Origin of the sequence: Allobosea sp. BH3, from assembly GCF_025499465.1 — a bacterium.
Classification (GTDB): Bacteria; Pseudomonadota; Alphaproteobacteria; order Rhizobiales; family Beijerinckiaceae; genus Allobosea.
Genome location: NZ_JAIMCA010000004.1, coordinates 393,996 through 406,427, shown reverse-complemented (window position 1 = coordinate 406,427; position 12,432 = coordinate 393,996). Strand labels below are relative to the sequence as shown.

13 protein-coding genes are annotated in these 12,432 nt (G+C 66.4%); 10 read left to right on the top strand and 3 right to left on the bottom strand.

The annotated features are described in order from the left end of the window. Positions 1-6: 6 nt before the first annotated feature. Positions 7-1,371: a cbb3-type cytochrome c oxidase subunit I gene (locus tag BoBH3_RS14785; protein WP_262331575.1), complete on the bottom strand. Its 1,365-nt coding sequence runs from the start codon at positions 1,369-1,371 to the stop codon at positions 7-9. A 22-nt stretch (positions 1,372-1,393) separates the two neighbouring features. Next, a complete protein-coding gene (locus tag BoBH3_RS14780; RefSeq protein ID WP_173048789.1) occupies positions 1,394-1,846 on the bottom strand; it encodes a c-type cytochrome in 453 nt (150 codons plus the stop codon). Positions 1,847-2,236: 390 nt separating this feature from the next. Here BoBH3_RS14780 and ccoN point away from each other — a divergent pair, with 390 nt between their 5' ends. From ccoN to ccoS, 8 genes are read left to right on the top strand one after another with little or no spacing between them, the layout of a single operon-like run. Next, positions 2,237-3,898: a cytochrome-c oxidase, cbb3-type subunit I gene (gene ccoN, locus BoBH3_RS14775; protein ID WP_262331574.1), complete on the top strand. Its 1,662-nt coding sequence runs from the start codon at positions 2,237-2,239 to the stop codon at positions 3,896-3,898. A 5-nt stretch (positions 3,899-3,903) separates the two neighbouring features. Further along, positions 3,904-4,638: a cytochrome-c oxidase, cbb3-type subunit II gene (gene ccoO, locus BoBH3_RS14770; protein WP_262331573.1), complete on the top strand. Its 735-nt coding sequence runs from the start codon at positions 3,904-3,906 to the stop codon at positions 4,636-4,638. Between the two features lie 4 nt (positions 4,639-4,642). After that, positions 4,643-4,813: a cbb3-type cytochrome c oxidase subunit 3 gene (locus BoBH3_RS14765; RefSeq protein WP_262331572.1), complete on the top strand. Its 171-nt coding sequence runs from the start codon at positions 4,643-4,645 to the stop codon at positions 4,811-4,813. A 3-nt stretch (positions 4,814-4,816) separates the two neighbouring features. After that, the gene (ccoP, locus tag BoBH3_RS14760; protein ID WP_262331571.1) at positions 4,817-5,695 is read left to right on the top strand and encodes a cytochrome-c oxidase, cbb3-type subunit III; all 879 of its coding nucleotides are present in this window, start codon (positions 4,817-4,819) and stop codon (positions 5,693-5,695) included. Beyond that, the gene (locus BoBH3_RS14755; RefSeq protein ID WP_262331570.1) at positions 5,692-5,898 is read left to right on the top strand and encodes a hypothetical protein; all 207 of its coding nucleotides are present in this window, start codon (positions 5,692-5,694) and stop codon (positions 5,896-5,898) included. Before ccoP ends, BoBH3_RS14755 begins: the two co-directional genes overlap by 4 nt. Positions 5,899-5,909: 11 nt before the next feature. Continuing rightward, a complete protein-coding gene (locus BoBH3_RS14750; RefSeq protein ID WP_262331569.1) occupies positions 5,910-6,695 on the top strand; it encodes a DUF2189 domain-containing protein in 786 nt (261 codons plus the stop codon). Further along, positions 6,692-8,950 (top strand): heavy metal translocating P-type ATPase, encoded by a 2,259-nt coding sequence (locus tag BoBH3_RS14745; protein ID WP_262331568.1) that lies wholly within the window; start codon positions 6,692-6,694, stop codon positions 8,948-8,950. The genes BoBH3_RS14750 and BoBH3_RS14745 overlap by 4 nt, the downstream gene beginning before the upstream one ends. After that, positions 8,947-9,102, top strand: a complete 156-nt coding sequence (gene ccoS / locus BoBH3_RS14740) for a cbb3-type cytochrome oxidase assembly protein CcoS (protein WP_262331567.1) — start codon at positions 8,947-8,949, stop codon at positions 9,100-9,102. Before BoBH3_RS14745 ends, ccoS begins: the two co-directional genes overlap by 4 nt. A 53-nt stretch (positions 9,103-9,155) precedes the next feature. On the opposite strand, the gene BoBH3_RS14735 is transcribed toward ccoS, so the two are convergent. After that, positions 9,156-10,208: a LacI family DNA-binding transcriptional regulator gene (locus tag BoBH3_RS14735; protein ID WP_262331566.1), complete on the bottom strand. Its 1,053-nt coding sequence runs from the start codon at positions 10,206-10,208 to the stop codon at positions 9,156-9,158. Between the two features lie 267 nt (positions 10,209-10,475). Here BoBH3_RS14735 and BoBH3_RS14730 point away from each other — a divergent pair, with 267 nt between their 5' ends. Continuing rightward, positions 10,476-11,273 (top strand): SDR family NAD(P)-dependent oxidoreductase, encoded by a 798-nt coding sequence (locus tag BoBH3_RS14730; protein ID WP_262331565.1) that lies wholly within the window; start codon positions 10,476-10,478, stop codon positions 11,271-11,273. Between the two features lie 102 nt (positions 11,274-11,375). Beyond that, positions 11,376-12,395 carry a TRAP transporter substrate-binding protein gene (locus BoBH3_RS14725; RefSeq protein ID WP_262331564.1) on the top strand — a complete coding sequence of 340 codons (1,020 nt, stop codon included), beginning with the start codon at positions 11,376-11,378 and terminating at the stop codon, positions 12,393-12,395. Positions 12,396-12,432 lie beyond the last annotated feature (37 nt).

Here is a 12,432-nt window from a genome sequence, read left to right as displayed (position 1 = left end):
GGACCGTCATTCGGCGGGCTGGGCGAGGCCGAGCGGCTCGGCGCTCCGCTCGCGGCCGGGCACCAGGATCGCCCAGGCGAACATCAGCGCGGCGATGACGACGACCACGCCGGAGCCGAGCCGGATCCAGTAGAACAGGACAAGATGCTCCTGGACCTCCATGAAGAACTGGCCCATCACGCGTTGTAGATGGATCTGGACCACCCCCGCGAAGGTGAGCGCGAAGGTCATCACGATCATGGCCGAGCACATCAGCCAGAAGCTGACGATGGAGAGCCACTGGTTGTAGGGCGCGCGGCCCTTCAGTTCGGGGATCGCGTAGGCCATCACCGCGAGGTTCAGCATCACATAGGCGCCGAAGAAGGCGAGGTGGCCATGGGCGGCGGTGAGCTGCGTGCCGTGCGAGTAGTAGTTGACGAAGGAGAGCGTGTTCAGGAAACCCCAGATGCCGGCGCCGATGAAGGCCATGACCGAGCAGCCGACCGACCAGAGCAGGGCGGCGCGGTTGGGGTGGTTGCGGCCGGCCTTCCAGGTCATGTGCACGGTGAAGAGAATCATCGTGAAGAAGGGCGCGATCTCGAGCGTCGAGAACAGCGAGCCGATCCACTGCCAGTATCCGGGCGCGCCGATCCAGTAATAGTGATGCCCGGTGCCGAGGATGCCGGAGAACAAGGCCAGCCCGACGATGACGTAGAGCCACTTCTCGACGACCTCGCGGTCGACGCCGTTGAGCTTGATCATCAGGAAGGCGAGCACGGACGCCATGATCAGCTCCCAGACGCCCTCCACCCACAGATGGATGACGTACCACCAGTACATCTTGTCCAGCGCGAGGTTGGCCGGGTTGTAGAAGGCGAAGAGGAAGAAGATCGCCAGGCCCCAGAGGCCGAAGAGGAGGATGTTGGTGACGGTGGTCTTGCGCCCCTTCAGCGAGGTCATGGTGATGTTGAACAGGAAGATCAGCACGACCACGACGATGCCGACCTTGATGATGAAGGGCTGCTCGAGGAATTCGCGCCCCTCATGGATGCGGAAGAGGTAGCCGACGACGGCGATCGCCGCGGCTATGAAGAACAGCCAGAACTGCAGGACGGCGAGCTTGCGGCTGTAAAGTTCGGTCTGCGCCTCCTCGGGCAGCAGGTAGTAGGTGGCACCCATGAAGCCGAGCAGCAGCCAGACCACCAGCGCGTTGGTGTGGATCATGCGCACGATGTTGAAGGGCAGCAGTTCCGACAGCGTATTCGGCAGCACGTAGATCAGCCCGGCGACCAGTCCGAAGGTGACCTGGGCGACGAACAGTGTCAGCGCGCCGTAGAAATACAGCATTGCGACGCTCTGCGTCTGATATCTCGTCGTATTGTAGCCGGGCATGGCTCTCTCCTGTCGCGACATCTCAGCCGGCATCGTTGGGCGGCCAGTTCTGGGTCTTGATCCGGCTCGTCCATTCCAGGAAGTCGGCGAGATCGTTGAGTTCCTGCTCGGTCAGGTTGAACTGCGGCATCTGGCGCCGGCCCTCGATCCCGGTCGGCTGGGCCGCCATCCAGGCCTTCAGGCTCTCGCGGGCGCCGGCGGCGTCCTTGTCGCCGCCGTAGCGCTTCCAGACATTGCCGAGCTCGGGCGCGAAATAGGCGCCTTCGCCCAGCAGCGTGTGGCAGTTGATGCAGGAGTTGCGCTCCCAGACATGCTTGCCGCGGGCAACGGCGGGCGTCAGCGTCGACTCGTCGGTGGATTTCGTCCGCATGTACCAGTGGCTGTGGGCGGTGAGCCCGACGAAGATGGCGAAGAAGAAGATCGATCCGCCGTAGAAGACATTTCGGGCTCCCGCCTTTGTCAGACGTTCGGCCATGCGTTCACCCTTCCGTTGCGCCTCCGCGAGGCGGCGCCGGCACAGCCGGCTCTTGACCCGCCGCAGGGGCAGGGAACACCGGTCTTATCGGGCGAGGCGCAGGGCCTCTTTGCGCTTCGGCAAACAATCCTGCGACGTGTCCGGGCTCATCGATCCGGGCGGCGCTTCCAGCAGGGTGGTCAGGAAGTCCGGCCGCAGCAGGACATGCCATCGATGGAGATCCAGAAGCAGTCAGGCGCAGCCGTCGTCGGAAGACCGCGCCGGCCGCCTATGGCATTTTGTCCGGGTCCCCATCGGCAAATTGCGTATCTGAGATGATGCTTTTGTGCGATACCGACCCTTGAACGGCGTGAGTCTGTCGGCCCGCGCCGGCTACGGAGAGGGGGAGCGATGATTGCGGCACTCACGATCGCGGAGCGTCAGCGCGCCATCTCGATCTCGGCGCTGCTCGCCTTGTGCGGACTCGCCATGGCGATCGCCGGCCGCGACGACCTGTTCGGGGTCCACGGCGTCATCGTGCTGCTGTTCGGCCTCGGCTTCGTCGGCCTGGTCATGTCGCAATACTTCGCGCCGGAGCCTTCCGAGGAGCGCCTGACGCGCTATTACGACGACCCGACGCGGGTCGGCATCGTGCTCTCGCTCGGCTGGGCCGTGGTCGGCATGTTCTTCGGCGTCTGGGTCGCCGCGCTGCTGGCCTGGCCGGATCTCACCTTCGATGCCGGCTGGGCGAGCTTCGGCCGCATCCGGCCGGTGCATACCTCCGGCGTGATCTTCGGCTTCGGCGGCAATGCGCTGATCGCGACTTCGTATCATGTGCTGCAGCGGACCACGCGGGCGCGTCTGCCCGATCAGGTGACGCCCTGGTTCGTGCTGATCGGCTACAACCTGTTCTGCGTGCTGGCCGCGACCGGCTACCTGATGGGCGTCACCCAGTCGAAGGAATATGCCGAGCCGGAATGGTATGCCGATCTCTGGCTGGAAATCGTCTGGGTCACCTATTTCCTGCTCTATATCCGCACGCTGCAGCGGCGGAAGGAGCCGCATATCTATGTGGCCAACTGGTACTACATGGCCTTCATCCTGGTCGTCGCGGTGCTGCACACCGTCAACAACCTGGCTGTGCCGATCTCCTTCGGCGAAGCGAAGAGCTATTCGCTGTTCTCCGGCGTGCAGGATGCGATGACGCAGTGGTGGTATGGCCACAACGCCGTCGCCTTCTTCCTGACCTCCGGCTTCCTCGGGATGATGTACTATTACCTGCCGAAGCGGGCAGGGCGGCCGATCTACTCCTACAGGCTGTCGATCATCAGCTTCTGGGGCATCACCTTCATGTATATGTGGGCGGGCTCGCACCACCTGCACTACACGGCGCTGCCGCAATGGGTGCAGACGCTGGGCATGACCTTCTCGGTCGTGCTGCTGGTGCCGTCCTGGGCCTCGGCCGGTAACGCGCTGGCGACCCTCAATGGCGCCTGGGGCAAGGTCCGTGACGACGCCACGCTGCGCTTCATGATGGTGGCCGCCGTGTTCTACGGGCTCTCGACCTTCGAGGGCTCGTTCATGGCGATCAGGGCCGTGAACTCGCTCTCGCACTACACCGACTGGACCGTTGGCCATGTCCATGCCGGGGCGCTCGGCTGGGTCGCGATGATCACCTTCGGCTCGCTCTATGCGCTGGTGCCGTGGATGTGGAAGGTCGAGCGGATGTATTCGCCCAAGCTGATCGAGGTCCATTTCTGGCTCGCGCTCTCGGGAACCGTCATCTACGTCTTCGCGATGTGGAACTCGGGCATCATTCAGGGCCTGATGTGGCGCACCTATAACGACAGCGGCACGCTGGCCTATTCCTTCATCGACAGCCTGGTCGCGATGCGCCCCTATTACATCGCGCGCACCGTTGGCGGGTTCCTGTTCCTGCTCGGCGCGATCGTCGCCTCCTACAATGTCTGGATGACGATCCTGATGTCCCGTTCCCAGGCAGCCGCGGAGGCCGGCGAGAGCGACCTGCCGGCGCTTCGGGGCGCGGGCGCAACGCTTCAGGCGGGGGAGTGAGGCCGGTGCGTGAGTTCTTCCATCGCAAGCTTGAGCGCAGTGCGATCGGCTTCGTGCTCGCGATCATCGGCGTCTCCGCCATTGGCGGCTTCGTCGAGATCGCGCCGCTCTTCACCATCCACGAGACGGTCGAGAAGGCGCCGGACATGCGCGTCTACACGCCGCTCGAGCTGGCAGGGCGCAACATCTACATCCGCGAAGGCTGCTATGCCTGCCATAGCCAGATGATCCGGACGCTGCGCGACGAGGTCGAGCGCTATGGGCCGTATTCGCTCGCGGTCGAGTCGAAATACGATCATCCGATGCTGTGGGGCTCGAAGCGCACGGGGCCGGATATCGCGCGGCTCAGCGGCAAATATTCCGATGCCTGGCATGTCGCGCATCTGATCAACCCGCGCGATGTCGTGCCCCAGTCGGTGATGCCGAAATATGGCTGGCTGATGCGCAACGAATTGAAGACCGAGGATCTCGGCCGGCATCTCAAGGCCCAGCGTGCCGTCGGCGTGCCCTATACGGATGCGATGATCGCCAATGCCGGCAGCGACGCCTATGGTCAGGCCAGCCCCGACAGCGCCTATGCCGGCGGCGTCAGCGAGCGTTACGGCGAGGCCACCAATGTGCGCGCCTTCGATGGAGTGCCCGGCCGCCTGACGGAGATGGATGCCGTGGTCGCCTATCTCCAGGTGCTCGGCCGCCTCACCGATGCCGCGCATAAGCAGGCCGCCGCGGCGGAGAAATGAGACGATGGACGTCGATCATCAATCGCTGGTCGGTTTCGCCAAGAGCTGGGGGTTGTTCTACCTCATCGCTCTGGCGATCGGCGTGCTGATCTACGCCCTTTGGCCGTCGAACCGGAAACGTTTCGACCGGGCCAAGAAGAGCATTTTCGACAAGGACGACAGGCCGGGGGACTGAGCGATGGCAGATGCGACGCGCGATCCCGTCACGGGGACCGAGACGACCGGCCATGAGTGGAACGGCATCGAGGAGCTGGATACGCCGATCCCACGGGTCGTGCTGTTCTTCCTGGCGGCGACGACCCTGTTCGCGGTCGGCTACTGGCTGCTGATGCCGGCCTGGCCGCTGGGCGTGACCTATACCAAGGGGCTGCTCGGCATCGACCAGCGTCAGGTCGTGACCGAGCAGGTGCGCGATGCCGCCACTGAGCGGGCAAGCTGGACCGCGAAGATCGACAAGGCCTCGTTCGCCGAGATCGCGGCCGATCCGGCCCTGATGCGCCATGTCCGCGATACCGGCCGCACGCTTTTTGAGGACAACTGCGCCGTCTGCCACGGCGTGCAGGGGAAGGGCGGGCCGGGCTTCCCCAATCTCGCCGCCGGCTCCTGGCTGTGGGGCGGCAGCCCGGATGCCATTGCCGAGACGATCCGCGTCGGCATCAACGGCACGGCCAAGGATACGCGCGTCGCGCAGATGATGGCCTTCGGCCGCGACGGGGTGCTCCAGCGCGAGCAGGTGCTTGCCGTCGCCTCTTACGTCCGCTCGCTCTCCGGCCAGAAGCTTGACGCCGCCGAACAGGCGCGTGTTCCGGCAGGCAAGGAGGTCTTCTCGGCCAACTGCGTCGCCTGCCACGGGGCCGACGGCAAGGGGCAGCACGATGTCGGCGCGCCGGACCTGACCGACGCCAACTGGATCTATGGCGAGGATCTGCAATCGGTGGTCAACAGCGTCCATGGCGGGCGGCAGGGCCAGATGCCGAGTTGGGGAGGCAGGCTCTCGCCAACCGACATCAAGCTTCTGGCGCTTTATGTCGGCACGCTAGGCGAGGCGAAGCGATGAGCGCCCCGGTGGGACGCGACACGGCGCGGCGCGGCGGGCGGAAGGCCTTCTGGCTGGTTCTTGCCGGCGTCCTGGCGGGCGGGCTCGTCCTCGCCAATGCCCATCTGGTCTATGTCGCGGTCGGCTCGCAGCCTGACTGCGTGCCGCATGCGAAATCGGCGGGCGAGGCGGGCGGGTTCCGCGCCGCCCGGCCGTCCTGCTGAAGGAGGAGCACATGGGTGCGATCGGGAACGGCCAGGAGATGCCCCTGCCTCTTTCCGCCCAGCGGCGGCGCAACCTGCCGGCGGGCGCGGCCCTGTCCTGGCTCGGGGCGGGCTGGCGCGACCTCTGGCGCAATCCGGCGCCGAGCCTGCTCTACGGGCTCGCCGTGTTCGCGGTCTCGCTGATCATCGTCGGGGGGCTTTTCCGGCTGGGGCTCGACTACATCCTCTTTCCGGCGCTGGCGGGCTTCATGGTGATGGGGCCGCTGCTGGCGATCGGGCTCTACCAGAAGAGCCGCGCGATCGAGCAGGGCGAGCCGGTCAGTCTCTCCCGCATGATCTTCGTCAAGGCGGCCTCGGGCGGGCAGGTCTGGTATACCGGCGCGATCCTGTCGCTGCTGATGCTGGTCTGGATGCGGGCGGCCGTGATCATCTACGCGCTGTTCTTCGGCCTGCGGCCGTTCCCCGGCCTGCAAGATGTCTCCGCCATGCTGTTCGGGACGCCGATCGGCTGGGCGATGCTGCTGGTTGGCACCGTGGTCGGCGGGCTGTTCGCGGCCTTCTCCTTCGCGATCAGCGCCTTCGCCATCCCGATGCTGCTCGACGAGCGGGTCGATGCCTTCACCGCCATGGGAACCAGCATCTCCATGGTCTGGAGGAACCTGCCGGTGATGCTCGCCTGGGGTGCGATCGTGCTCGCCCTCTTCCTCATCGCCGTCGCGACCGGGCTTCTCGGGCTGATCGTGGTCTTCCCGCTGCTCGGCCATGCGACCTGGCACAGCTACCGGGCGATCAGATGAGCTGCTGCGCGCCGCCGATGGCCCTCGACGGTGCGCCCGACCCTTCCGCTGCGCCGCAGGAAATCCGCCTCGCCAGCCGCGACCTCGGCAACGGCCTGCGACAGAGCGATCTCTCGGTGCCCGGCATTCATTGTGCCGCCTGCATCCGGGCGGTGGAAACCGGGCTTGCCCGGTTGCCGGGCGTTGCGCAGGTCCGGGTCAACCTCTCGACCCGCCGTGTCGCGGTGCAATGGCAGGGGGATGAGGCACCCGAGCTACTGACGGCGCTGGCCGGCCTCGGCTATTCCGGCCACCTCTTCGAGAGCGAGGCCGAGGAGAAGGATCCCGAGCGCGACCGGTTGATCCGGGCGGTGGCGGTCGCCGGCTTCTGCGCCATGAACATCATGCTGCTCTCGGTCTCGGTCTGGTCGGGGGCCGAAGCGGAGACGCGGCAGGCCTTCCACTGGATTTCCGGCGCGCTGGCGCTGCCGTGCCTGATCTATTCGGGCCGCATCTTCTTCACCTCGGCCTGGGCGGTGCTGCGGCGAGGCCGCACCAACATGGACGTGCCGATTTCGGTCGGTATCTGCCTCGCTTTCGGCCTGAGCCTCTACGACACGATCCATGACGGCCCGCATGCCTATTTCGACGCGGCGACCTCGCTGATCTTCTTCCTGCTGATCGGCCGCACGCTCGATCACCTGATGCACGAAAAGGCGCGCGCGGCCGTGCGGGGCCTGATGCGACTCGCGCCCCGAGGCGCGACCGTGCTCGGCGCCGATGGCGGCCGGGCCTATCTGCCGCTCGCGGAGGTCGTTCCGGGCATGCGGATCGCGCTCACGGCTGGCGAGCGGGTGCCCGTCGACGGAATTGTCCAGGAGGGCGCCTCCGAGCTCGATTGCGCCGTCGTCACCGGCGAGAGCGCGCCGCGGTCGGTGTCGCCGGGCGCGGCGGTCCAGGCCGGGACGCTCAACCTCTCAGGCCCGCTGACGATCCTCGCGACGGCCAAGGCCGAAACCTCTTTCCTGGCCGAGATGGTGCGCCTGATGGAGGCGGCCGAGGGCGGCCGGGCCCGCTATCGGCGCATCGCAGACCGGGCGGCGGCGCTCTATTCGCCCGTTGTCCATACCACGGCGCTCATCGCGTTCCTGGGCTGGATGGCGGCGACGGGCGATTGGCACCGCGCGATCACTGTCGCCATCGCCGTGCTGATCATCACCTGCCCCTGCGCGCTGGGCTTGGCCGTGCCGATCGTGCAGGTCGTGGCCTCGCGGCGCCTGTTCGAGGCCGGCATCATGGTCAAGGACGGCTCCGCCATCGAGCGCATCGCCGAGATCGACACGGTCGCGTTCGACAAGACGGGCACGCTGACGTTCGGCCAGCCGCGGCTCATCGATCCCGCGTCGATCCCGGCCGCCGATCTGGCGATCGCAGCGGCCATCGCGCGACGGTCGAGCCATCCGCTTTCGCGCGCCATCGCTGCGGCTGCGCCAGATGGAGATCTGGCACTGGATCAGATCCGGGAGCATCCGGGCCTGGGCGTCGAGGCAGAGCTGGAAGGTCATCGCTATCGACTCGGGCGGGCGGCATGGGCGCTCGCGGAGGAGGGCGGTCATCGGGAGAGCGGCACCGTGCTGGGCCGTGATGGCGCGCTCGTCGCCCGCTTCGCCTTCGCCGAGACCTTGCGCCCGCAGGCGCGCGCCGCTGTCGACGCGCTGCGTGCGGGGGGGCTCGCCATCGTCCTGCTATCCGGCGACCGCGCCGAGGCGGTACAGACGATCGCCGGGCGGCTCGGTATCGACGAAGTCGCGGCCGGGCTGCTGCCGGCCGGCAAGGTGGAAAGCCTCGCCGCATTGACCGCCGAGGGCCGCAAGGTGCTGATGGTCGGGGACGGCCTCAACGATGCACCGGCGCTGGCGGCGGCGCATGCCTCGATGGCGCCGGCCTCGGCCGCCGATATCGGCCGCAACGCTGCGGATTTCGTCTTCCTGCATGATGGGCTCGATGCGGTTCCGGTCGCTGTCGCAGTCGCGCGAGCCGCCGGCCGGCTGGTGCGGCAGAACTTCGCCCTGGCGATTCTTTACAATGCGCTGGCGCTGCCGGTCGCGATCGCCGGCTATGTCACGCCGCTGATCGCTGCGCTTGCGATGTCGCTGTCCTCGATCCTCGTCGTCGCCAATGCCCTGCGGCTCGATGCGGGGAGAGCGGTGGCTCCCGCCAGATCCGCCCCGCGGCCGTCGGGAAGGCTCGTTGCGACCTCTGAGGCCGGCGAATGAGCAGCCTCGTCTTCCTCATCCCGCTGGCGCTGCTGCTCGGCGGGGCGGCGCTCGCCGCCTTCCTGTGGAGTTTGCGCAGCGGCCAGTATGACGATCTCGATGGAGCGGCCGAGCGCATTCTCCTCGACGAGGAGGGAGATCAGAAGCCGTGATCATCGCGCGTGGCCATTGCCCCCGCGCCTCGTCAGCCCCGTGACATGCCGGTTCAGGGCAGGTTCTCGCGCAGCACGATCTCTATGTTGGGCCGCGCCGTGCCCTCGAGCGGCTGCCGGCCGGCGCGGATATTGGCGAAGATCGAGACGCAGTCGAGCAGCGTCGCCTGCGGATTCTGGTTGATCACGGCGTCCATCACCCCATCGACCAGCAAGGCGCGGGTCTCCGGCGTCAGCCCGTGGCCGATGAAGGCGACATCGTGCTGGCGCCCCGTTTCCCGCAAGGCGCGGGCGATGCCTTCCGGTCCGCCGCCGATGTTGTAGATCCCGGCGAGATCGGGGTGCTGGGCCAGCAGCATCTTGGTCTGGCGATAGTTCCGGGCTTCTTCGTCGTGCCCCTCGCGCAGCCCCACCACCTCGATCGCCGGGTAAAGCTCGTGGAAGAGATGGAGAAAGCCCATCTCGCGTTCCTCATGCGCGCGGTAGCTCAGACTGCCGGCGATCATCGCGACCTTGGCCGGCCGTGGCCCGACGAAGCGGGCCATGAGCTGCCCCGCGGTGCGCCCGGCCGCTCGGTTGTCGAGCCCGATATAGGCCGCGCGCTGCGTGTTCGCGACGTCGGAGATCAGCGTGACGGTCGGCACGCCGCGCTCGGCCAGCCCATTCACGGCTTCCCGGACAAGCGGATGCTCGAGCGCCATGAAGGCGATGCCGTCGACTTCGCGGCCCGTTCGCTTGAGCTCCCGGGCGAGCAGGTCGGGGCGGAAGCTCTCGATCCGCTCGACCCGCGCCCGCATGTTGAAACCGGCCAGCATGCTCTGCGCATTGCCGATCAACCGACTCAGCATCGCGACGAAGCTGTTCTCGCCGGAAGGCAGCAGCACGGCGAGGCGCAAGGGCTTCGCCACGGTGGAGGCGCGTTCGCTTGCATCGGTGATGTAGCCGAGCTCGCTGGCCGCATCGAGAACCCGCCCGAGCGTGGTCGGCCTCACCCCCGGGCGCCGGTTCAGGGCACGGTCGGCCGTCGCCGTCGAGACGCCAGCGAGCGCGGCGACGTCGGCCAGCGTCGGTAGATGGCGGACGGGGGAGAGCTTGCTGTTCGGCATAAAACATCAAATGACATCAAAAATAAGTTTTGACCAGTCCGATCGCTGAAATTTATGTTCCATCGAAAGCGCCATAAGACGCCGATAGAAAAACGAGCTTGGGAGGTCATTACTGCCGCAGAAATGCGGATTCATGCGATCGATATGTCTCGATGTCGCCCGTAAATCGGGAGCGCGGACGTCATCGGTGCCTCTCAAATCAGAATCATATAAATCAAAACACGTCATCTTCCGGTGGCGCTGTTCGGTGACTGCAGGAGAATGCGGGTGTCTGGCCCTCGGCTTAACGGCAAGGTTGCGATCGTTTTCGGTGCGGGCTCCATCGGCGAGGGATGGGGCAACGGCAAGGCCGCTGCCGCTGCCTATGCCCGGGCCGGCGCGCGGGTTGTCGCGGTCGACCTCAATGCCGCAGCGGCCGAGGCGACGCGCGACATCATCCTTTCCGAAGGACATGAGGCGATCGCTGTCGCGGCGGACACGACGAGCCTGGCCGATGTCGAGCGCAGCGTCGAGGCCGCCCGCTCGGCGTTCGGTCGCATCGACATCCTGCACAACAATGTCGGCATCACCTCGCAGGGGGGCCCGGTCGAGACCGGCGAGGATGTCTGGGACCGCGTCATGACGGTGAACGTCAAGAGCATGTTCCTGACCTGCAAGGCGGTGCTGCCGCTCATGGAGCAGCAGGGGGCAGGGGCGATCATCAATATCGGCGCGCTCGGCGGCGTTCGCTGGACGGGCTATGCCTACTGCGCCTATGCGGCCAGCAAGGGCGCGGTGAACAGCTTCACGCAGAGCATCGCGCTGCAATATGCCGGCAAGGGCATCCGCGCCAACTGCATCCTGCCCGGCGTGATGGATACGCCGCACATCTACAAGCAGATTTCGGGCTTCTACCAGGACAACGACGCCATGGTTGCGGCCCGGCACAAGATGTCGCCGACAGGGCGGATGGGGGACGGCTGGGATGTCGCCCATGCGGCCGTGTTCCTGGCCAGCGACGAGGCCAAGTACATCAACGGCGTCGAGCTGTTCGTCGATGGCGGCATGCACGCTCGCTGCAACTAACTGGACCTGGCCCCAGGGCCCGGTTCGACAATGCCGCCTTCCAGCGGCGCATCTTCAAGAACGGGTCGCCAAAAGGCAGCCCAGCCAAACGGGGAAACGACCATGACGCATTCGACGCGCCGACAGATCCTGAAGACCCTCTCGCTCGTGCCTGCCGCCGGCTTCGTCGTCGGCCTGCCGCGCCCGGCTCGCGCCGCCGAGATCACCCTGAAGTACGGCAACAACCTGCCTCTCAGCCATCCCCTCAACATCCGTGGCGCCGAGGTTGCCGAGCGGATCGCGAAGGAGACCAATGGCCGGGTCGAACTCAAGATCTTCCCGAACAACCAGCTTGGCGGCGACACCGACATGCTGTCGCAGGTGCGCAGCGGCGGCATCGACATCTTCAACGCCGGCACGCTGGTGATCGCGACGCTGGCCCCGGTCAGCGCCATCACCGGCGTCGGCTTTGCCTTCAAGGATTATGATCAGGTCTGGGCGGCCGTGGACGGCCCGCTCGGAAACCTGATCCGCGCTGCCTTCGCCAAGGTCGGCCTCCACACCTTCGAGAAGATGTGGGACAACGGCTTCCGCCAGATCACCACCAGCACCCGCGCCATCGCCTCCGCCGCGGACCTCAACAGCCTGAAGATCCGCGTGCCGGTCAGCCCGATGGGTATCGCGATGTTCAAGGCGCTGGGCGCCGCGCCGACCAGCCTGCAGTTCAGCGAGGTCTATTCCGCGCTCCAGACCAAGGTCGTCGATGCGCAGGAGAACCCGCTCGCGATCGTCCAGACCGCCAAGCTCTTCGAGGTCCAGAAATTCTGCTCGCTGACCAATCACAGCTGGGACGGCTACCATCTCGTCTTCAACGGCCGTTCGTGGCGTGGCCTGCCGGACGATGTTAAAACCGTCGTATCGCGCGCCTTCAACGAGGGCGGGCTCCAGCAGCGCGCCGACGTTCGCAAGCTCAATGAAGGCCTCCAGGCCGAGCTGACCAAAAACGGCCTCGCCTTTAACGAGGCCGCCGCCCCGACCTTCCAGGCCAAGCTGCGCGACAGCGGCTTCTATAAGGAGTGGCAGGAGCGCTTCGGGCCGGAAGCCTGGAGCGTGCTCGAAGGCGCCGTCGGCAAGCTCGCCTGAGCCGCCGGCGCAGAATACGAAGGATCGGACGAAAGCC